This window comes from Clostridium transplantifaecale (assembly GCF_900626075.1).
Taxonomy (GTDB): Bacteria; Bacillota; Clostridia; order Lachnospirales; family Lachnospiraceae; genus Otoolea; species Otoolea transplantifaecalis.
The window spans coordinates 110,126-131,459 of record NZ_UYZY01000004.1; the positions used below are offsets into that span (position 1 = coordinate 110,126).

Consider the following 21,334-nt stretch of genomic DNA (forward strand, 5'->3'; position numbering starts at 1 on the left):
GAAAGATAATGCGGCAGGAGGGAAAACGGGGAATTATGGAAAAAGATAAATCGCAGAAAATCAGTTGGTATATGCTGGCTTTTATGGCCTTTTCTACCGTTTGGGGATTCGGTAATGTAACAAATGGTTTCGTCTATTTTAACGGAACCCAGGTTATTTTCAGCTGGATCCTGATGTTTATCCTGTATTTTATCCCTTACACGCTTATGGTGGGGGAACTGGGTTCCGCCTTTAAGTCATACGGCGGAGGGGTGAGTTCCTGGATCCACCAGACAATCGGTTCCAAGTTTGCCTACTATGCGGGCTGGACGTATTGGGCCTGCCATGTGACGTATATTGCAAGTAAGGGAAGCGGAGGCTTAAAAGCTCTAAGTTGGATGGCATTCCAGAACGGCACGACCTACGACATGTTTCCGACACAGTGGGTACAGCTTGCAACGCTGGCTGTGTTTCTGTTTTTCTGCTGGGTGGCAAGCCGCGGCCTGAATCCTCTGAAAAAACTGGCCACTATTGCCGGAACGAGCATGTTTATCATGTCTCTGCTCTATATTTTAATGATGTTTGCAGCGCCGTTCATCAATCCCCGCGCAGAATATGTTCCGCTAAATTTCGGAATTAAACAGGTGATTCCGCAGTTTAACGTCGGATACTTTACCTCTTTATCAATCCTGGTATTTGCGGTGGGAGGCTGTGAAAAGATTTCTCCCTATGTAAATAAGGTAAAGGATCCGTCGAGGGGATTTCCAAAAGGTATGATTATGCTGGCCGTGATGGTTATGGTCTGCGCGATTTTAGGCACAGTCGCCATGGGGCAGATGTTTGACCCTGCACTTATCAACGAAAGCAAGGAAAGTTTTAATTCCTATGTTTCCAACGGCTCCTACTGGGCATTCCAGAAGCTGGGAGAATATTACCATGTAGGAAATTTCCTTCTGATTGTCTATGCCGCCTGCAACGCAATCGGCCAGTTCTCCACACTGGTTCTGAGCATTGATGCGCCGCTGCGTATGCTGCTGGACAACGAAGAGGCGAGAAAATATATTCCGTCCGGACTTTTGAAAAAGAACAAATATGGGGCTTATATCAACGGAATATGGATGGTCGTGTTCCTGTCCGGAAGTATCATCCTGATTCAGTCCTTTGTTCCGGGTGCGGCGGCCGTGCTGACACAGCTTAACAAACTGAATTCCGTGACAATGCCCCTGCGTTATCTGTGGGTGTTTGGAGCCTATATCGCCCTGCGTGTCCATTTTACAAAATTCCAGCCGGAATACCGGTTTACAAAGAGCCAGGGGCTGGCGTTTACGGCCGGAGGCTGGTGCTTCCTGGTTACGGCGGTCTGCTGTATCCTGGGAATGTATGTGGAGGGAGATATCGCTTCCACGGCTTTGAATATTATCACTCCGTTTGTGCTGACCGCACTCGGCCTGATTCTGCCGGAGATCAAAAAACGCGAGAAACATGTATCTTAAATAAAATCTGTACCGGTTGTATATGCTTTATCAGGGAAAACAGGGGGGCTGCCGCATGAACTGAAACGATTCAGTGCGGCAGCCCCCCTGTTTCAGGGCGTTATGCGTGGCCGGCATCAATTAAATTTCTTTTATATCTGCATATTATTTTCCTAATCTGTACCGTTTTGCAGCTGCATCGGGAGGACACAAATTTTTCATAAAAAAATTAGCACTCACCTCTTGACAGTGCTAACAACAGGTGGTATAACATAACCAGAACAAGGAAAAAGGATAGAAAGACATCAGGAAAGAAAAACTTTACATCCCGATTCCCAGTCCAAAGAAACAAGGTAAACAGCATATTGAAAAGGAGAGATGACTTATGTTAATGCCTAGTATTTTTGGTGAGGATTTGTTTGATGATTTTATGAAAGATTTCCCATTCTTTGATGACAAGGAACAGAAGCGGCTGGAGAAAAAGCTGTATGGCCATCACAGCAAGAATCTGATGAAAACGGATATCAGGGAAACCGATTCCGGCTATATGCTGGAGATGGACCTCCCGGGTTTTGCGAAAGACGAAGTTAAAGTTTCCCTGGAAGAAGGCACCCTGACCGTCAGTGCGGCCAAAGGCCTTGATCAGGATGATCAGGATAAGAAGACGGGCAGGTATATCCGCAGGGAGCGGTATGCAGGCGCCTGTGAGCGTTCCTTCTATGTAGGTGAGGAAGTGACCCAGGATGAGATCAGGGGCGAGTTTAAGCACGGCATCCTGAAGATTTTTATCCCGAAGAAAGAGGCAAAGCCTGCGGTGGAAACCAGGAAATATATTACCATTGAGTAAGCGTGGGACACAATTGAAGCGGCGGGGGGTCAGCGGGTCTGGCCTCTCGCTTTATATATAACGTAAACCGGAAGGGAAGTGATGAGATTGAAAAAGGATTATTATGAGGTTTTGGGCGTCGGCAGAAGTGCGGATGCGCAGGCAATAAAAAAAGCATATCGGAAACTTGCAAAAAAATACCATCCCGACAGCAACGAGGGCAATGCACATGCGGCGGAACAGTTTAAAGAAGTGAATGAGGCGTATGGCGTGCTTGGGGATGAGGAAAAAAGAAAACTGTATGATCAGTTCGGGCATGCAGCCTTTGAGGGAGATGCCGGGGCCTACGGCGGCGCCGGGAACGGTTTCCGTGGCTCCTACGGCGGGCAAAAGAGCGGTTTCCATGAGTATCATTTTGAGAGCGGAGAGGATATGGATGATATTCTGAAGAACCTGTTTGGAGGAAATTTTCATAGCGGTTCGGAAAAATTCTACAGGAGCGGCTCCTACGGCGATGATTTCGGCGGCGGATATCAGGAGCGCGATTTCAGCTATGGATTTAAGAGAAAAGGTTCCGATTTAAACGCGGAGATGGAAATCAGTTTTGAAAAAGCTGCGTTAGGCGGCAGCCAGCTAATCCATCTGAAGGATGGCAGCGGAACGGTCAAATCGCTCGAAGTCAATATTCCTGCCGGTATTGAGCCGGGCAAAATCATCCGTCTGAAAGGAAAAGGAAATCCTGGAATCCAGGGCGGCGAGGCCGGAGATCTGCTTCTTAAGGTTACGGTAAAAGAGAAGCCGGGCTTCAGCAGAAAAGGGCAGGATGTTTACTCCACCGTCAGAATCCCGTTTGTAACGGCCGTTTTGGGCGGTGAAGCAACGATTCCGACTATTTACGGCAATGTTGTATGCAAGATAAAAGAAGGTACAAAACCTGGAAGTAAGATACGGCTGAAAGGAAAAGGAATTGTATCCATGAGAAATTCGTCTGTGAAAGGCGACCAGTATGTGACGATCGAAATCCAGGCGCCGGAAAAACTGACTCAGGACGCCAAACGTAAGTTAAGGGAATTTGACCAGGCATGCAAAATGTCCGCTACCGGTTAAAAATTTCATCTATGGAAGTTTTTTCAGCCCCGGTTCCAGGCACAATGCGTTCTTACGCGGTGCCCGGAACCGGGGCTGAAGTATGATTAACAGCGGCCTAAAATCCAGTTAATCACATCTGAGATAACCTCATCTTTACAGTATTCATTGAAAATCTCATGGAATAATCCGCCATAAATCTTCATCTGTTTATCGGCAGACGGAGCGTTTTTAAAGAAATCATAAGTATCCTGTACACTTACCAGTCCGTCTTTTTCACCGTGGAGCATCAGGACAGGATATTTAAAGGTTTGGATGCTGTCCTCAAACCAGGTCAGCCCATCGCAGATTGCATAGCAAAGGCCGGTGGTAAATGTCTTTGTATTATAAGGATCCTTGCCATACCAGTCCACAACCTCCTGCACGGAGCAGACTCCGGCACCCAGCTCGTTCGGAAGCTGCGTGTGGGGATCCAGATCCTTTGGAACACCAGTGATCAGCTTGCCGTTATCTACGGTGAGAGCTCCGCTGGTTACGAGTCCCCGCAGCTTCTTATCCGGATACTTGGCGCCGTACAGGGCTACGGTAAAACCGCCCATGCTGTGGCCGATCAGAAATACGGGAAGATCCGGATTCTCGGCGATCGCCATATCCACAACCACATTAGTGTCGTCCAACAGTTCATTAAAATCTTCATAATAGGTGCGCTCCCCCTCGGAACGCCCGTGACCGCGGTGATCAAATCGGTAAGTTCCGATCCCTGCATTGTGGAAAAGTCCGGCAAAATAGTCGTACCGTCCCTGATGCTCACAGAGGCCGTGGACAATCACGGCGACTGCCTTACAATCTTTCCCCACCTCTTTATTCAGGTACAATTTTGTGCCGTCGTATGACGAGATCATTTCACCCATAAGTAACGCCCTCCTTTGATTGAATTGATTGGTGTGACAGCCTGTGCACGGAGCTTGAAGGCTACCGTCTTGTGAGCCTTTCGCCCGGCTGCCGGCAGTGCCGGCCGTCCCATGTCCAGTATACCATACCGGGAAAGGGCGGTGCAATGGTTTAAGATTTTTGGGAGCGGGTTTGTTTCTGTTCAATGGCAATATCCCGCGAGGTGTGAACGGCAGCGTAGGGATTAACGAACGGCAAGGTTTTAGTTGAATATCTGGACAAATCCTCCGTAGTTTGCTAAACTTATAGGAAAATGCAAAAACTTTAGGAGGAAATCAAATGCAGAATCCAATTGTAACAATTGAGATGGAAAACGGCGATATCATGAAAGCTGAGCTTTATCCGGAAATCGCCCCCAATACAGTAAATAACTTTATCAGCCTGATTAAAAAAGGATATTACAACGGTCTTATTTTCCACCGTGTGATCAAAGGGTTTATGATTCAGGGCGGATGCCCGGACGGCAACGGCATGGGCGGCCCGGGATACTCTATCAAGGGTGAGTTCAGCCAGAATGGCTTTACCAACCAGTTTAAACACACAAAAGGCGTGCTTTCCATGGCAAGATCAATGGCTCCGGATTCAGCAGGTTCCCAGTTCTTTATCATGCATGATAACGCTCCGCATCTGGACGGTTCCTACGCAGCTTTCGGTAAAGTGACGGAAGGACTTGATATTGTGGACAAAATTGCCGGAATGAAGACAGACTGGAACGACCGACCGATGAAAGAGCAGAAGATCAAGACAATGACGGTAGAAACATTTGGCGAGGAGTATCCGGAACCGGAGAAATGCTAAAACGCCTTTTCTGAAAAGAAGATAAGAGTATGACAATTATAAAGGAAGTTACAGTAGAAGGGAAACAATACCCGGTCACTGTTTCGGACGAGAACGAGGCTCTTCTGGCCGCAGCAGCGGCAGGAAGAGCCATTGTTGGAATATGGGATCCGGAACGCGGCGGTTCGGGGGCAGGCTTTGACGCCTGCCTGTATCTGATCGGTGAAGCCGGTGCGGCGGATGAAATGCTTTTAGAGCGCGCGGTAAGGAGGAATGCCGGGCTGCCATGGGTGATCGCAGAGACGGACAGACTGCTCATACGGGAATTTACCTCAGAAGATCCGTTGGAACGGGAATCCCCGGACGACGGGGGAGGCGTATTCTCCGACCGGCTTTTAAGAGAAAACTATATAGCCGGGCAGTACCGCTTTCATGAATGCGGCCTGTGGGCGCTGGTGGAAAAACAAAGCCGATCCGTCATCGGTAAGGCCGGTATCACGGATGGGGAACTGGGATATCATATCTATGAGCCGTTCCGGTCGCAGGGATACGCCCTGGAGGCCTGCCGCGCAATAATCGGATATGCACGGGAAGAACTGGGGCTTAATCGGCTGGTGATAAAAACTGAGAGTAAAAACAAGGCGTCTGCCAGCCTGGCGCAGAAACTGGGATTTACGTTATCCGGAACTGCTGCGGAAGCGGAGGAAGGACTTCTTGTTTTTGATAAATATCTTTGAGAACGTTAGAAAAGGACTTTGAAACCGTTAGGAAAAGGACTTTGAGAACTGTAAGAAAAGAACTTCGTGAACTTTGAGCATAGATCTTTGAGAATACTTAGAAAAACACAGAAAACCCTGGGTTCCAGGAGTAGCTGGGAAGAAAGACACTTTTTATAGAAAGAAAGGCAATTTACAATGGCATCCAAACTGTTCGATTACGACAATCCCTTCTTCATGCTGATGTCGAGGGTCTGGGATTTAATGATATTGAATTTTCTTGCGGTCCTGTTCTGCATTCCGGTCATAACGGCCGGGGCATCAGTGACAGCGTTATATTATGTTACCCTGAAAATGGCGGAGGACCGTGAATCCCATATTTACCGGAGTTTTCTAAAGGCATTCAAAGACAATTTCTTTCAGTCCACAGTCATTAATATCATTCTCTGGCTGATAGGGGCTGTGCTCATGGTAGATTTATGGTATGTAGTCCTTGGAGGGACAGGCCTGCCCGCAAACCCGTCCACCGGTTTTTCAGGTTCCGGGGCAGTACTGTCGGGAATCTTCTCAACAGGCAGCCCGGTGCGCCTGGCGATGGCAGTGATATTCCTGGCTCTGCTCGTGATGTATATGTTTACATCACTATACGTATACGCCGTCCAGGCACGGTTCGTCAATCCTGTACATCGGACACTCAGCAATGCTTTTATGATGTCGGTGCGTCATCTGCCGTCAACGGTATTGATGGTAATGCTCAATGCGGCATTTTTCTATATTGCAGTTAATTATGCGTCCTGGCTGGCCTTCTGGGCGCTTTCCGGGCCGCTTTATATCAATTCGCTTCTGCTTTGCAGGGTGTTCAAGAGGTATATGGTTTAGTTGGGATGGGGACGCTTTTGGCAGGATCGCGGACGGGAGCGAGTTCTTCTGGGGGGGCAGTCCCGGTGGGGAGATAGTCGCAGGGGGGAATCCGGGGAAGGTTGTCGGAGGGACTGAAACCCGGAAGAGATCGCTCCCGCCCGCCATCCTGCCGCCGTTTACCACCTTCGCCAAGTGCGGACCGGCGTATTGTCGCGGTTCTAAGTGGTTTAGAATGCGCTTTTTTAATGATTGGCAAAGCAATTCTGTATCTTTGATATCGCTGTTTGATATGAGTACCTACAATACAAGTGATATAAGATAGCCGGATAGTGCCACTGCATCGCGCAACTTTAAAATGCCAGTTCAAAAAGCCTGACAAGGCCGCCGCCCCGCGGCTTAACATCACAATCCAATAATAAAGACAGAAACCGCAGCTTACAACTGCGGTTTCAAATTATAACCAGAAGATATAGTAAATAACGAATTTGATTCCTATTTTATATCCGTTAATTGAAAGATGCAAGTTTTGGAAAATTCTAATGGCTGCTACAATACCTTTTCCGGAAAAGTATAGTGGCCGCGACAATACCTCTGCTCATTGAAAACAGAGGGCTGCTCCTCTGATGCAGTCAGAGAACAGGATGGTAGATCACCTGCGCGTCTTCAGTCCCGGCGAAAACCTTCCCGTGGGGAAGGAACTTTTTCTGCCCGGATTCCCCACTCGCGATAACCTCCAAACCGGGACTGAAGACTCACACCCTCACATCCCCATTTTTCAACTGATATGTAATGACTTTTGTCAAGTGTAAATTGCGGAACATCACCACAAACTTTTATTTTTTGTTTCTGAAGACATCTGGAAAGAGCTTCGGAGTGTCAGTTCCCGGCATTGGCCACTCTGATATACGTGGATTGGTTACCTACAGGTCAATGGTCCGCCGTGGGCTCTACCGTCTAAATGCGTGGATCACTGATATTTGTGCCAACATAGTTGAGGCGTAGATAGCCCAAACCTTGAAATGGCCGAAACCCTTTCAAGATGTCTTCAGTTGTTACTTTGGATTGTGGCCAGATGTATGTGGCACTGGCCAGCTTACATCGGCTTGTTTACCCGCTACAGTAGCGGGCGGTTACTGTCAGGGCCCTGACGCCGCAGGCGGTGCGCAGCAGCCTTGACCGGAGCCGCACGGTGCTGTACCCGCATCAGGCTATGTGATTTGTCATCATTCCCCACATGAAACAGGCCAGTTCCCTTGCGATTGCTGTTTTTGCTACATTGCTGCGCTTGTTCTGTCCAAGCACCATTTTATAATAGCGCCGCCTTAGACGTTCATTGGCTTTGTCTGCGTATGCAATCAACTGTGGTGTATTTCCACTCTGGCGGGCTTTTAATTCCCTGGACTTGTATCCGATTTGCCCACGGCTATAACTCTGCGCCGCTTCAACCAGCAACCGACGCACGTGGGTGTTCCCCGCCTTGGTGATGCCAAGCCTCTGGCGTCCGTCCCCGCTGGAATCTTCGCCTGGTACCAGCCCCAGGTACGATGCAAACCGGTCTGCTGTCGCAAACCGCTTGAAATCTCCAACCTCCACTATGACAGACAAGGCGGTCTGGGTTTTGACGCCAAGTAAACAGGTAAGCTTTTTGACATCTTCCCCATATTCCTCCCTGGACCCAAGCTCCTCAATACGCTGTTCAAGACGTTCCAGTTTATTGCTGAGATGATCGAAGGTCAACAGATATTCGTCGAGAATCTCCTTGTACAGGCCATCCGGGGTCAAGGCCCTGAGCCATTTGATATGGGTTTGAGTCCAGTGGCTGCCGCCTCTCTCATAGCGATAATTATGGCGCAAACAGAATGCCAGGATCTGCTGCTTTATCTTTTTAAGCGCCAGCTTGTGGTCGGTTCGCATCCGGAGATATTCCTTGGTTTCTTCATCCTGCTCTGTGGGGATATGGACCGGGCTGTAATTATGCTGGGCCAGGCAGCGGCCAATCAGGGCAGCGTCGCGTTTGTCTGTTTTGATTTTTTTCTTCCCACGCTGCTGTAACATGGTAGTCGGAGCGAGGATTACGCAGTTAACATGATGTTCCGTTAACTGATGGTATAAAGTGAAGCCGAGACAGCCAGCCTCATAACCGCATATGAAATACGCATCCTTTCCGTAAATGGTACGTAGAAACTCGAGATATTTTAGGACTTGTTTGTAATCCGATTCGACTTTCTGGGCATGGGACGCTTTGTCTTCTTCGATTGTGAAGCTGCAAAGTGAAAAACTTTCCTTATGAACATCCATTCCTACGTAAACTGTGTTATAATTCATTTGATGACCTCCATTTGTATGCGGTAATCCCTGTTACCTTTGTTCTTAACAAACTTTAGTATACAGGTAAATCCACGAATTTACAAACTGGGGGTCATTACTTATTGTCTAAATGCAGATTCACACAAAAATACCAAGGAATACTATTGTATTTTGTATGTACGACGTATATAATATATTGTATACAAAATAATGCACGGATACAATCCGCCTGATGCACCTTTTGAATCGTAATTACAGTTCACACCGGATGTGTCCCGCGGAGCGTTGTTACTGGGCACAGAGTGAACGGTAACGAATTGTATCCATCTATACCACAGACCGGAGGAATAGGAATGATAAAGCACCTGGGGCTTAAAGCCTACGGTAAGATTAATCTGGGGCTCGACGTGGTCAGGAAGAGGGAAGACGGTTACCACGAAGTGCGGATGATTATGCAGACGGTGCGCGTATACGACAAGATCGACTTAGAGCGCAGCGATCAGCCTGGAATCAGGCTGGAAACGAACCTTTACTACCTGCCTGACAACGAAAACAACCTGGGATACAGGGCGGCGAAGCTTCTGATGGACGAGTTTGGGGTCACGGAGGGAGTGGATATCAAGATGAAGAAATTCATCCCTGTGGCAGCCGGCATGGCGGGCGGCAGCAGCGATGCGGCGGCGGTTATGTTTGGAATTAACAAGATGTTTTCACTTGGACTTACGATGGAAGAACTGATGGAGCGGGGCGTTAAACTGGGAGCTGACGTGCCCTACTGTATTATGAGAGGCACGGCCCTTTCGGAAGGAATTGGGGAAATTCTGACGCCGCTGCCGCCAATGCCGCAGTGTCAGATTCTAATCGCTAAGCCGCCAATCAGCGTTTCTACAAAATTTGTTTATGAAAACCTGAATTTACCTTCGCTTCCCCGGGATGCACACCCGGACATTGACAGAATTGCGAAGGCCATATCATCCAGAGATTTTTACGGGATTGCGGAGAATCTGGGAAACATACTGGAAACGGTGACGATTCCGGCCCACCCGGTTATCCGGGAAATCAAGGAAAAAATGATGGAACTGGGAGCTGTGAATGCCCTGATGAGCGGGAGCGGCCCGACGGTGTTCGGACTGTTTGTAAATCCGGCTGCCGCCCAGGATGCATACGAGGAGATGCGCTATGGAACCGGAAGCCATCTTGTAAAGCAGGTGTATCTGACCAGCTTCTATAATAACAAAGCAGGAAAATAATTTAGGACAGGGGAATTATTTATGGGAAACGATTTTGAAGTAAATATGAATGAGTACCTCCCGCTCAGGGATGTCGTATTCAACACACTCCGGCAGGCCATTTTGAAAGGGGAACTGGCTCCGGGAGAAAGACTGATGGAAATCCAGCTTGCAGAAAAGCTGGGGGTAAGCAGAACCCCAATCCGTGAGGCCATCAGAAAACTGGAACTGGAAGGCCTGGTGCTGATGATTCCCCGCAAGGGAGCCGAGGTGGCCAAAATTTCCGAAAAGAGCTTAAAGGACGTTTTAGAGGTGAGACGTTCCCTGGAGGAACTGGCTATTGAACTGGCCTGCCAGAGAATGACGGATGCCGATCTCCTGGAGATGGAGAGGGCGGAAAAGGTGTTTAAGGACGCCGTTGACAATGGAAATGCCATGGAGATTGCCGAGACAGATGAGGCATACCATGATGTAATTTATAATTGCACCAGAAATACGAGACTGGTACAGATTTTAAACAACCTGCGGGAGCAGATGTACCGTTTCCGTCTGGAATATATTAAGGATGAGGACAAGAGACAGATTCTTCTGATTGAACACGAGAAGATTTTAAAAGCGCTCAGAAACAGGCATGTGGCCGAGGCCAGGGCGGCTGTGCGCGAACATATTGACAACCAGGAAATTACGGTTCTTAAGAATATAAAGGAGCAGGAAGAAGAATGACATTTAAAGAGTTATATTTGTCGGGCCAGATAGAGTTTGAAGAGATTGACCGCCACATTTCCAGATGGAATAATTCCGATGACGAGAGGACGCTGGCTAAATACCTCGGACTCAACGCAGAGGAGGAGGACGTCTGGATCGAGGAAAGCGATGAGGCGCTCCAGGACATGCTGGATTCTTATGAAAAAGTTGCCGGAACTCCGGTGACGCTCGGAAGAACCGGAATCATCGTCAATAAGAACGGTTTTGGCGCTCTTCCGATGCAGAGAGTGTCGGTGGAGGCGGCCGGCAGCCTGCTTAGGAAAGCTTACGCAGCAGGAATCCGTTTCTTTGATACGGCAAGAGATTACACCGACAGCGAGGAAAAAATCGGATATGCGCTGAGCGGAGTGAGAGATAAGATTTATATTGCCACAAAGACATCGGCAAAAACACCGGAGAAATTCTGGACAGATCTTGAAACAAGTTTACATAATTTAAAAACGGATTATGTGGATATTTACCAGTTCCACAATCCTGCATTCTGTCCGAAACCGGGGGACGGCAGCGGCCTCTACGAGGCTATGCTGGAGGCAAAGGCACAGGGGAAAATCCGGTATATCGGTATCACAAACCACAGGATGGCCGTGGCTGAAGAGGCGGTGGAATCGGGGCTTTATGATACGCTTCAATTCCCGTTTAACTATCTTTCCACAGAGAGGGAAATTGCCCTGGCAGATGCCTGTCTTAAGCAGAATGTGGGCTTTATTGCTATGAAGGGCCTTTCCGGCGGACTTATTACCGATTCGGCCGTTATTTATGCCTGGATGCTCAACTATGAAAATGTACTTCCTATCTGGGGTGTACAGCGGGAGAGTGAACTGGACGAGTTTATCAGCTATATCGGCAACCCTCCCGAACTGACGGAGGAGAGAAAGGAAGTAATTGAGAAAGACAGGAACGAGCTGGCGGGCTCCTTCTGCCGCGCCTGCGGTTACTGTCTGCCGTGTCCGGCCGGGATTGAGATTAATATGTGTGCCAGGATGTCACTTCTTTTAAGACGCATGCCGCCGGAAGAATTCCTGACAGAAGAGGGCCAGGCTAAGATGAAAAAAATTGAGGACTGTATCCATTGCGGGCAGTGCAAGGCGAAATGTCCGTATGGGCTTGACACTCCCACCCTTTTGGAGGATAATTATAAAGATTTCCAGGAAGTTTTGGCGGGTAAATCTGTGAAAAATTGAGGATATACCTACATTTGTACGCCTGACAGAGAATGATCGTTACAATAAAGTTAAAATTATATAAACTTTTTATAAGCCTATTGACAAGGTGACAGGCTGTCACTATAATAAATGACAGCCTGTCACCTTTTTAATTTATAGGAAATTACGTCCTATGAATCAAAAAACGCTCCGTAAGGATGTACATGCGGCGCAGAGGTAAATAGTTGCAGAAGCAACCGCCCGGCAGCACAAGTTTCCTGCGGGCGGGATTCTTGGTTCTCGAGTGGCAATGTAAAGTTTGCGGAGTGTATGTTTTATTTCTGCCGGCAGCCTGCTGGTAAATACTACCGCTGGTAAAATTTACAGCATTGTGTTATTTTTACGCATGGTGACGGCAGATATTAAAAATATGAATATCAGGGGGAAGGCTTATGCCAACAGAACGGTTTTACAGGCTCCCGGACGAGAAAAAGAGAATTATCTGCAGCGCAGCGGTAAAAGAGTTTGCGCGTGTTCCTGTTGATAAGGTATCTATCAACCAGATCATCAAGGAAGCGGAAATCTCCAGGGGAAGTTTCTATACATATTTTGAAGATAAATGGGATCTTCTGGGCTGTATCTTTGAGGACAGCCAGAACAGGCTCAGGGAATTCTGCAGAATGGCGCTGATAGAGTCCGATGGTGACATCTGGAAAATGTTGGAAAAGCTGCTGCTGAAAACTCTCGATTACTGTTCCGGAAAAGAGCAGTTCGCGTTTATCAAGAGTGTGATGTGCCACACGGGTTCGGAGGAAATCTTAAAGGGATTTTCGGAAAGAATCAATAATGCATACGGGCATAAAAATGAAGAAATAGAGCATTGGATTTATGAAAATACCGACAAACGTCTTATGGCAGCCAGGGATTATGAAGAATTCCACTGCTTTTTCCAGCTTGCGATGTTTAATATCGCCATGGAAATAAAGGCTTATTTTGAGGAAGTGCCGGTGGAAAGGATTAAGGAGCGCTTTGCTATCAAACTGCAGATCCTGAAATACGGGATATGCAACAGCGGTTCGGAAGGACGGGCCGGAAACTGACGGAAGACGGATAGAACAACCGGGCAGCGGCCTTTTATAGTCATAGAAATCATAGAATACCAATAATTATATAATTTGGGAACACCATAGGATTTTGAAACAGAGATTTTAGCAAAAAAAGATTTAGAACAAAAATTCTAAAACAAAGAAAGAGGACAAAACAGGAGGACAACATGAAGAAGAAAAGTGTAATCATTACAGCTGTAGTGATTGTAGCAGCAGCGGCAATTATTGTGCCCAGGTTCTTAAAGCCGAAGGAGCAGGTGGCGGCAGCATCCATACCACTGGTTTCCATACAGAAGCCCGAGATTGGAAATATTGAGCTGTTTACCGGGTTAACCGGTACCGTCGAACCATCTGACATCGTATATATTATACCGAAGGTAGCCGGAGAGGTTACCGATGTCTATGTAAAGGCCGGGGATTATGTGGAGGAAGGTCAGAAACTGCTCCATATCGACACCAAACAGGTAGACGGCGCAAAGATCCAGCTGGATACCGCGTCTGTGTCTCTCCAGGATGCCAATACAAACCTGCAGAGAATGAGCGTCCTGCTTCAGAGCGGCGACATTTCCCAGCAGCAGTATGAGCAGGTACAAAGCAGCGCGAAGCTGGCAAAGCTTCAGTATGATGCGGCAAAGCTGGCTTATGACAACCAGATTGAATTCAGCACCATCACGGCTCCTATCGGAGGTCTCGTAGAGAGCTTTAACGTGGAAGTGCATGACAACGTGGCACAGTCCAATGTTCTCTGTGTTATTTCCGGAGAAGGCACGAAAGCGGTATCCTTTAATGTTACCGAGCGTGTTGTAAACGGCCTGAGCATGGGTGATCCAATCAGAGTAGAGAAAAACGGCAGCGAATATCACGGCGTAATCACGGAAATCAGCTCCATGGTAGATGCGGCCACTGGACTTTTTAAGGTAAAAGCATCCCTGGAAGGAGCCGATGCGCTGGCTACGGGAGCACAGGTAAAACTTTATGTCACATCCAGCAGCGCCGAGAATGTCATGATGGTTCCGACCGACGCCATTTATTATCAGGGCGGAAATGCTATGGTTTATACATATAAAGATAACGCGGTGCATGAAGTGCCGGTGGAAGTGGGCATCTACGATGCGGATAAAACAGAGATTACGGACGGCCTCACTACGGAAGATGACGTAATTATTACCTGGAGTTCCGAGCTGTTTGAAGGTTCACAGGTAGAAATCCTGGGAGAGACAGCCGGAGCGGATACTGCCGGCGAAGCAGACGGCGCATCAGAAGACACGACAGAAGCAGATGCGAAATAAGGAGGCCATTAAATGGGATTAACAAGAAGCGTCCTGAAACGCCCGGTTACAACGATCCTGGCAGTTCTTTGTCTGATCGTATTTGGTATTTCATCCGTTTTTTCATCGAAACTGGAGCTGACTCCGGAGATGGAAATGCCGATGATGGTAGTATTTGCTGTTTATCCGGGAGCCAACCCGGAGGACGTTGACGAACTGGTTACCAAACCGATAGAAGATGAGATTGGAACCCTGAACGGTATTAAATCCGTAAACAGCTATTCCAATGAAAATATGTCCATGGTCCTTTTGCAGTATGAATACGGCACGGATATGGATAAAGCGTACTCCGACTTAAAGAAAAAGACGGATGCCATGAAGAGCAGCCTGCCGGACGATGTGGATACCCCGACAATCATGGAATTCAACATCAACGACCAGGCAACCATGTATCTGGCCGTCAATAATGACAAGGCAGATAACCTTTATAACTATGTAGACGAGAAAATCGTTCCCGAGATTGAGAAAATTTCTTCCGTTGCCAGTGTGGACATCAGCGGCGGACGTGAAGAGTACATCAAGGTGGAAGTGATTCCGGAGAAGCTTAAACAGTATCACCTGAGCATAAACTCCCTGGTTACGGCCGTGGCATCCGCCAATCTGGCATATCCGGCCGGAAGCACCGAGGTGGGAAGCCAGAGCCTTTCCGTCACCACCGGTGTGGATTTTAAAGATATGGAGAGCCTGAAACGGATCCCCATCACACTTGGCAACGGCAACACTATTTATCTTGAAGATGTGGCGAATATCAACTCCACACTTAAGGATGCGGCCGGTATCGGACGCTATAACGGCAAGGATACCATTGCCCTTGGTGTTAAAAAACAGCAGAAAAGTTCGGCGATGGAGGTATCCAAAGCAGTTAACAGAACAATTTCTCATTTAACTGAAGTAAATCCCGACCTCGAAATCGTTGTAGTAAATGACAACAGTGATCAGATCAACAGCTCCCTGATCAGCGTGCTGCAGACGATGATAGCGGCAGTCATCATTTCCATGGTGATTATTTTCCTGTTCTTCGGAGACCTGAAGGCGTCACTGATCGTAGGTACGTCCATTCCCGTGTCAATTCTGGCGGCCCTCGTCATGATGAGGGTAATGGGATTCTCGCTCAACGTTATTACGCTGGGCAGCCTGGTGCTGGGCGTCGGTATGATGGTTGATAACTCCATCGTAGTACTGGAGAGCTGTTTCCGTTCCACAAAGGGAAAAGGATTCAACGAATTCCACAAGGCGGCCCTGGAAGGCAGCAGCATTGTAATTCAGTCCATTATCGGTTCAACGGCTACAACCTGCGTTGTATTCCTGCCGCTGGCATTCCTGTCCGGTATGACGGGACAGATGTTTAAACCGCTTGGATTTACAATTGTATTCTGTATGGTTGCATCCCTGATTTCCGCTATGACCATTGTGCCGTTGTGCTATATGATGTACCGGCCGAAAGAAAGAAACAACGCGCCTCTTTCCGGTCTCGTGGAGAAGATGCAGAATGGATACAGAGGCATTATGAAATCTCTTCTGCCGAAAAAGAAAACGGTTATGATCACCACAGTAGGCCTGCTGGTTATTTCTATTTTCCTTGCAACCCAGCTTAAAATGGAGCTGATGCCCGCCAACGACCAGGGCACCGTCTCCGTAACGGTAGAACTGAGACCAGGCCTGGGGATCGAAAAGGCCAATGAGATACTGACCAAAGTGGAAGATTACGTCTCCAATGACGAGGATGTGGAGTCCTACATGCTCTCCTACGGAAGCAGCGGACTCAGCATAGGAGGAGGTTCGTCGGCATCACTGACAGCCTACTTAAGAGATGACAGAAAACGGACCACGGATGAGGTGGTGGATGAGTGGAGACCGGTTCTTACCATGATTCCGGACACCAATATCACACTGTCTTCCCAGAGCGCAATGAGCATGATGGGCGGCGGAAATGACGGAGTAGAGTATATTCTGCAGAGTACCCAGTACGACGAGCTGAAAGAGGCGTCGGATAAGATTGTCCAGGCGCTGAAGCACCGTTCCGAAGTTACAAGAATCCATTCATCCCTGGAAAACTCCGCGCCGGTTGTAAAGATTGACGTGGATCCGCTGAAGGCGGCGGCTGAGGGACTGACTCCTGCACAGGTAGGCGGTACGGTCAATTTGATGCTGAGCGGCAAGGAAGCCACCACACTGGATGTGGACGGCGGTGAAGTCAGTGTCATGGTAGAGTACCCCGACGGGGAATACGATGCCATTGACCAGGTAAAGGGAATCGTGTTAGACACGCCGACAGGCGGTTCCGTTGCCCTAACAGACATTGCAGATATCTATTTTAAAGACAGCCCGCAGAATATTATCAGAAGCGATAAAGAATATCAGGTGACAATTACAGGCGATTTTGTAAAAGGAATTGTCAAAGACGACCAGGATGCCCTTGAAACCACGATTTATAAGGAGGCGGTGCTTCCAAACATGTCCGAGAGCATTACAAGAGCCCAGAACAGCATGGATGAAGCGATGGCGGAGGAATTCTCTGCCCTGGCAGGCGCTATTGCACTTGCAATCTTCCTGATTTTCGTAGTTATGGCGGCCCAGTTTGAGTCACCGAAGTTCTCAATCATGGTTATGACGACAATCCCGTTCAGCCTGATCGGTTCATTCGGCCTCATGTTCCTGGCTAATGCGACCATCAGTATGCCGTCCCTTCTGGGATTCCTGATGTTGGTCGGAACGGTTGTTAACAACGGTATTCTCTATGTGGATACGGCCAACCAATACAGAAGCGACATGGACCGCGATACAGCCCTGATTGAAGCAGGAGCGACAAGACTCCGTCCTATCCTTATGACAACCCTGACGACTATTGTAGCTATGATTCCGATGGCGCTTGCAATCGGAGACAGCGGCGAGATGATGCAGGGAATGGCTCTTGTCAACGTGGGCGGCCTGCTGGCATCCACGACATTATCCCTTTTAATGCTGCCGATTTACTATACACTGATGAACAGAGGCCACAGGGAAGAATTGGATGTGGATTAATGGAAATAGTGTGGTAAAATGGTAGCGTGGTAAGATGACAGGCGCAGCCGGACCCGCTGGGGAACGGCTGCACACAGATAGAAACCGTGGACAAAAGCTGCGGAGGTGAGAAAACTTAAATGAAAAGAAGACGGAAACAGATAGCTGTAACGGCTCTTGCGGCCCTGACGGCAATATCTTTAACCGTTCCCGCTTATGCGGCTGCGGGGCCCTCGGGCCAGACCACTTACATAAACGGCGCAGGAGCCGGAGCAGAAGATACGGTTCTGGATTATAACGATATTAATAACAGGATTACGAATTATAATGTGAATTACAAGCAGCTTAATTCCACCCTTGTGAACAGTTCGCAGTCGCTGGATGCGGCGAGAGAGCTGAGGGAGGATGCGTCGGAGCTGATGGACGAGGCGGCCGAGCTGCGTTCCGACGGTCTGAATGAGACCAGCCGGGAACTCTATGACAGCTATAAAGAGACTGCTAAGGAACTCCGTAAGCAGGCTCAGAAACTCACGAATGAAGAACTCAGCAAATCGGCACAGAAGACATTGAGGCAGATGAAAAGCCAGCTGGTAGCGTCGACGCAGCAGCTGATGATCCAGTACAGTGAGACGCTGGCCAAACAGGAGCTGATGAATAAACAGATAGAGCTTGCACAGGCCAATCTCGATGCGGCAAACAGGATGGCCGGAATGGGCATGAAATCGGCACAGGACATTCAGTCGGCCCAGGAGACGTTAAAACAGGTGGAAAGCGGTGCGGCCCAGTTGAAATACGGTCTCGATAATATGAGGCAGAATCTCCTGCTCCTGACCGGATGGAACCATGATTCAACGCCTGAGATAAGGCCGGTGCCTTCCGCCGATTTGGCAAGGATTGATCAGATGAACCCACAGAACGATCTCAGCGCGGCAGTCGGAGCCAATTACGATCTGCAGGCAGTGAAGAGCGCTTCCGCTACCGGTTCATCGGCCAGGAACGTGAAGAAGAGAAACGTCGCCCAGTCCCAGCAGGATGTGGCATCCACTCTGCAGAGCCTCTATAACACAGTGATTTCCAAGCGCCAGTCCTACGAGGCGGCCCTCTCCGAGTACGGAGCGGCAGAGCAGAAAATGCAGGCGGCAGACAGAAAATATTCCCTGGGAATGATGGGAAAACTTGAATATCTGAGCGCCCAGGCGGAATACCTTACTTCAAAATCGAACAAAGAAATTGCAGATATAGAGTTATTTTCAGCCATGGAGAAGTATGATTGGGCGGTAAAAGGCCTGATTATGTCTTAGACACGCTCTGGGAAAGGCAAAAGGAGAGTAGAAATGAAGCACGATAAGAAGGTCCTTTGTTATAAAAAAGCCCTTTGCAACAAAAAAGTTCTTTCAATACTGGCGGCAGCCTCTCTGGCTGTAATGTCACCGCTGCAGGTAATGGCGGAAAATCCGGATTTTGCCCATGACGAGGCGACCTGGGCCAGGCTCAGGGACAATGTGATGGAGTATGATGAACTTCAGATGCTGGTGGAGGAATATAACCCTACCTATATGAATAACCAGGTTTCCTACAAGGATTCCAAAACAAAAGATGATGCGGAAACCGTAAGACAGGATTTAAAAGATGCGGCCGACGATCTGTCAAGCCAGGCTGAAGATATGAGGGATACGGCAGACTCCCTGCTGGATTTGGCAAATTCCCTTCAGTATATGTCCAAAGAACAGGCCGATGCCGTTCTGAAGCAGGCCGGAATCAGCAGTATCAACAGCCTGATGTCGTCCTACAATGCCATGTATATGGGCGCCGCCATGATGGAAAACAGCGCGCTGAAGCAGAATATCTCGGCAGACAGCACTTACGATGATGATGAATCCAGGAAACTCAAATATTTAAAAACACAGAACGGTCTGATCATGTCGGTACAGACCATGTTTGCTTCCTACAATCAGATGAAAAGCAGCCTGGATGTAATCCAGAAAAACATCGAGATTATGGAAGCCGTGCAGCGTTCCACAGAAACAAGAGCCGGACTTGGTATGGCGACGCAGGCCGATATCCTGACAGCCAAGAAAAACGTACAGTCGCTCCAGTCCACCTACACCCAGACTCGCAGTTCTTTGGATTCAGTGAAACAGAGTCTCTGCATTGCTACCGGCTGGCAGTTTAATGCCGACCCGGAAATTAGAGAAGTTCCGGCAAACGATATGAACAGAATCGCCGCCCTTAATCTGGAAGCAGATAAAAAAACGGCGCTGGAAAACAACTATGATTTAAGGTATGACAACAAGATTTTAAGGAACATGACCGAAGGCTCCACAGACAAGAAGAATATGGAGCGGACGATCAAAAACCTGGAAGAGACAATCGGAGCCACAATGGTAAATCTCTATAATGACATTTACCAGAAGCAGACGGCTCTGGAGCTTGCAGACGCAGCTCTGGCAACCGAAACTACCGCCATGAATGCAATGGAGAGAAAGTACCAGCTTGGAATGGCAAGTCAGTTGGAATACCTCCAGGAGCAGGCGGCATTCCTTGGCAAACAGATTGACCGCCAGACGGCAGAGATATCCCTGTTCCAGGCGTTTGAGACATATGACTGGGCTCTTAAGGGGATGATGTCGGGCGCTGGGAAATAGCCGGGAACCAGGTGTATTGTGGTATATGGTGGTGGTATATTACGAGTTTATACTACGGAGATGAAAATGGACACAGGTTTAAGCTTAAAGTAATGGATACTTAATTTCGCGATAACAGCTCCGCAAGGCGGAAACGGACGCGGACAGTGACTTCTGGTTCAGAAGAAGTTTCTGTCTGCGTTTTTTTGCCTGCTTCTGACTGAGCTTTTTTGCCTGCTTCTGTCTGAACTTTTTGGCCTGAAACGCTGACGGAATTTTTATCCGAGGGCTTTGGGCTGGAGGCGTTCGTGTCGGAGGGCGCCGTGCCGAAAAGCTCTGTGTCGGAGAGATTTGTACCGGAACGCTTCATGTCAGAGAAGTTCGTTCTGGAGGGCTTCGTCTCCCCGAAGACTACACGGCGGTGTTTCATTAAGTCTCGATAATCGTTTTCAGTCAGAAGATTTTTAAGCTCTTCTTTTGAAGAATCAGGTACCTCGCAGACGGACGCCTGTGAAAAGCACAGCGGCGGATAGAGGACGCACCACCAGTTTTTCCCGCTGCCGTTTCCCAGGAGGACGCGGACGGCGTCATATGTTCCGCAGGGAAATGTGACGTCACCGTAGATTTTGGTTGGGAAATAACACTGTTCGATCCGTATGTCCGCAGAATAATTAAAACCTTTGGAGAACATATAGGATTCGGCGGTATTTTCCAGCTCGGTTTTATGCTCATTTATATAAGAAATAAGTTCCTCTTTGGAGAGCGCCTTATTTTCCAAATCCTCGTACATGGTATCGATGAGAAGCTGCTTTACCTCTAATTTTAGATTCTGATCCTCTTCACTGTTACTGTTGGCCAGCACATGAAAACGGAGAATCTGCGGCGCCAGTTCGTTGGAAAGCGTCTCCTCCGCCACCCGCGCACAGTTCAGGGCTACGGGCACCGAAGCCAGCAGGGCGAGGGAAAGAGAGGCACTGAAAAGAAGGGCAAGTTTTTTCAGATTCCTTTTATGTAATTGATTCATATAATATGTAATATGTGGGTGTGGCATTAGGTTACCTCCATGAGTGATATTTCAGTTACTGCTTTATTTCTTACAATTTATTTCATATTGCTATCTTACTTATCCCAAGTATTGACAGTTGTGATATAATCTAAACAGTTT

The 21,334-nt window shown here is 48.2% G+C and carries 17 protein-coding genes; 14 read left to right on the plus strand and 3 right to left on the minus strand.

Going from position 1 to position 21,334, the window contains the following annotated elements:
* The first annotated feature begins 35 nt into the window (after positions 1–35).
* The 3 genes from EJL91_RS15520 to EJL91_RS15530 all read left to right on the plus strand — a co-directional run bounded on the left by EJL91_RS15520 (position 36) and on the right by EJL91_RS15530 (position 3,384).
* Positions 36–1,472 (plus strand): APC family permease, encoded by a 1,437-nt coding sequence (locus EJL91_RS15520; RefSeq protein WP_125142885.1) that lies wholly within the window; start codon positions 36–38, stop codon positions 1,470–1,472.
* Positions 1,473–1,836: 364 nt separating this feature from the next.
* A complete protein-coding gene (locus tag EJL91_RS15525; protein ID WP_125142886.1) occupies positions 1,837–2,298 on the plus strand; it encodes an Hsp20/alpha crystallin family protein in 462 nt (153 codons plus the stop codon).
* 81 nt (positions 2,299–2,379) lie between these two features.
* On the plus strand, positions 2,380–3,384 hold the full coding sequence (locus EJL91_RS15530) for a DnaJ C-terminal domain-containing protein (RefSeq protein ID WP_125142887.1): 1,005 nt from the start codon (positions 2,380–2,382) through the stop codon (positions 3,382–3,384).
* A gap of 86 nt (positions 3,385–3,470) precedes the next feature.
* On the opposite strand, the gene EJL91_RS15535 is transcribed toward EJL91_RS15530, so the two are convergent.
* Positions 3,471–4,274, minus strand: a complete 804-nt coding sequence (locus EJL91_RS15535; protein WP_125142888.1) for an alpha/beta hydrolase — start codon at positions 4,272–4,274, stop codon at positions 3,471–3,473.
* Positions 4,275–4,593: 319 nt separating this feature from the next.
* Here EJL91_RS15535 and EJL91_RS15540 point away from each other — a divergent pair, with 319 nt between their 5' ends.
* The 3 genes from EJL91_RS15540 (at position 4,594) to EJL91_RS15550 (ending at position 6,686) form a co-directional block, all read left to right on the plus strand.
* Positions 4,594–5,112, plus strand: a complete 519-nt coding sequence (locus EJL91_RS15540; protein WP_125142889.1) for a peptidylprolyl isomerase — start codon at positions 4,594–4,596, stop codon at positions 5,110–5,112.
* 29 nt (positions 5,113–5,141) lie between these two features.
* A complete protein-coding gene (locus EJL91_RS15545) occupies positions 5,142–5,828 on the plus strand; it encodes a GNAT family N-acetyltransferase (protein WP_125142890.1) in 687 nt (228 codons plus the stop codon).
* A 177-nt stretch (positions 5,829–6,005) separates the two neighbouring features.
* Positions 6,006–6,686, plus strand: a complete 681-nt coding sequence (locus EJL91_RS15550; protein WP_125142891.1) for a YesL family protein — start codon at positions 6,006–6,008, stop codon at positions 6,684–6,686.
* Between the two features lie 1,185 nt (positions 6,687–7,871).
* Here the strand turns inward: EJL91_RS15550 and EJL91_RS15555 are convergent.
* Positions 7,872–8,993, minus strand: a complete 1,122-nt coding sequence (locus EJL91_RS15555) for an IS110 family RNA-guided transposase (RefSeq protein WP_125142892.1) — start codon at positions 8,991–8,993, stop codon at positions 7,872–7,874.
* 335 nt (positions 8,994–9,328) lie between these two features.
* On the opposite strand from EJL91_RS15555, the gene ispE reads away from it, so the two are divergent.
* From ispE to EJL91_RS15595, 8 genes are all read left to right on the plus strand, one after another.
* Positions 9,329–10,225, plus strand: a complete 897-nt coding sequence (gene ispE, locus EJL91_RS15560) for a 4-(cytidine 5'-diphospho)-2-C-methyl-D-erythritol kinase (RefSeq protein WP_125142893.1) — start codon at positions 9,329–9,331, stop codon at positions 10,223–10,225.
* Positions 10,226–10,246: 21 nt separating this feature from the next.
* Entirely contained in the window at positions 10,247–10,927 is a 681-nt protein-coding gene (locus tag EJL91_RS15565; protein ID WP_125142894.1) for a GntR family transcriptional regulator, read from the plus strand.
* A complete protein-coding gene (locus EJL91_RS15570) occupies positions 10,924–12,150 on the plus strand; it encodes an aldo/keto reductase (protein ID WP_125142895.1) in 1,227 nt (408 codons plus the stop codon). The genes EJL91_RS15565 and EJL91_RS15570 overlap by 4 nt, the downstream gene beginning before the upstream one ends.
* A 413-nt stretch (positions 12,151–12,563) precedes the next feature.
* A complete protein-coding gene (locus EJL91_RS15575; RefSeq protein ID WP_125142896.1) occupies positions 12,564–13,211 on the plus strand; it encodes a TetR/AcrR family transcriptional regulator in 648 nt (215 codons plus the stop codon).
* Positions 13,212–13,384: 173 nt separating this feature from the next.
* Positions 13,385–14,506, plus strand: coding sequence for an efflux RND transporter periplasmic adaptor subunit (locus EJL91_RS15580; RefSeq protein WP_125142897.1), 1,122 nt, complete (start codon positions 13,385–13,387; stop codon positions 14,504–14,506).
* Positions 14,507–14,518: 12 nt separating this feature from the next.
* Positions 14,519–17,566, plus strand: a complete 3,048-nt coding sequence (locus tag EJL91_RS15585; protein ID WP_125142898.1) for an efflux RND transporter permease subunit — start codon at positions 14,519–14,521, stop codon at positions 17,564–17,566.
* A gap of 119 nt (positions 17,567–17,685) precedes the next feature.
* Positions 17,686–18,846, plus strand: a complete 1,161-nt coding sequence (locus EJL91_RS15590) for a TolC family protein (RefSeq protein ID WP_125142899.1) — start codon at positions 17,686–17,688, stop codon at positions 18,844–18,846.
* 33 nt (positions 18,847–18,879) lie between these two features.
* Positions 18,880–20,190, plus strand: a complete 1,311-nt coding sequence (locus tag EJL91_RS15595) for a TolC family protein (protein WP_125142900.1) — start codon at positions 18,880–18,882, stop codon at positions 20,188–20,190.
* 100 nt (positions 20,191–20,290) lie between these two features.
* Here EJL91_RS15595 and EJL91_RS15600 read toward each other — a convergent pair whose 3' ends face one another.
* A complete protein-coding gene (locus EJL91_RS15600) occupies positions 20,291–21,220 on the minus strand; it encodes a stage II sporulation protein R (protein WP_125143217.1) in 930 nt (309 codons plus the stop codon).
* Positions 21,221–21,334: the final 114 nt, after the last annotated feature.

Coding starts and splice junctions, on each gene's coding strand:
- EJL91_RS15520 (WP_125142885.1), top strand. CDS start 36: ATGGAAAAAGATAAATCGCAGAAAATCAGTTGGTATATGCTGGCTTTT.
- EJL91_RS15525 (WP_125142886.1), top strand. CDS start 1,837: ATGTTAATGCCTAGTATTTTTGGTGAGGATTTGTTTGATGATTTTATG.
- EJL91_RS15530 (WP_125142887.1), top strand. CDS start 2,380: ATGAGATTGAAAAAGGATTATTATGAGGTTTTGGGCGTCGGCAGAAGT.
- EJL91_RS15535 (WP_125142888.1), bottom strand. CDS start 4,274: ATGGGTGAAATGATCTCGTCATACGACGGCACAAAATTGTACCTGAAT.
- EJL91_RS15540 (WP_125142889.1), top strand. CDS start 4,594: ATGCAGAATCCAATTGTAACAATTGAGATGGAAAACGGCGATATCATG.
- EJL91_RS15545 (WP_125142890.1), top strand. CDS start 5,142: ATGACAATTATAAAGGAAGTTACAGTAGAAGGGAAACAATACCCGGTC.
- EJL91_RS15550 (WP_125142891.1), top strand. CDS start 6,006: ATGGCATCCAAACTGTTCGATTACGACAATCCCTTCTTCATGCTGATG.
- EJL91_RS15555 (WP_125142892.1), bottom strand. CDS start 8,993: ATGAATTATAACACAGTTTACGTAGGAATGGATGTTCATAAGGAAAGT.
- ispE (WP_125142893.1), top strand. CDS start 9,329: ATGATAAAGCACCTGGGGCTTAAAGCCTACGGTAAGATTAATCTGGGG.
- EJL91_RS15565 (WP_125142894.1), top strand. CDS start 10,247: ATGGGAAACGATTTTGAAGTAAATATGAATGAGTACCTCCCGCTCAGG.
- EJL91_RS15570 (WP_125142895.1), top strand. CDS start 10,924: ATGACATTTAAAGAGTTATATTTGTCGGGCCAGATAGAGTTTGAAGAG.
- EJL91_RS15575 (WP_125142896.1), top strand. CDS start 12,564: ATGCCAACAGAACGGTTTTACAGGCTCCCGGACGAGAAAAAGAGAATT.
- EJL91_RS15580 (WP_125142897.1), top strand. CDS start 13,385: ATGAAGAAGAAAAGTGTAATCATTACAGCTGTAGTGATTGTAGCAGCA.
- EJL91_RS15585 (WP_125142898.1), top strand. CDS start 14,519: ATGGGATTAACAAGAAGCGTCCTGAAACGCCCGGTTACAACGATCCTG.
- EJL91_RS15590 (WP_125142899.1), top strand. CDS start 17,686: ATGAAAAGAAGACGGAAACAGATAGCTGTAACGGCTCTTGCGGCCCTG.
- EJL91_RS15595 (WP_125142900.1), top strand. CDS start 18,880: ATGAAGCACGATAAGAAGGTCCTTTGTTATAAAAAAGCCCTTTGCAAC.
- EJL91_RS15600 (WP_125143217.1), bottom strand. CDS start 21,220: ATGCCACACCCACATATTACATATTATATGAATCAATTACATAAAAGG.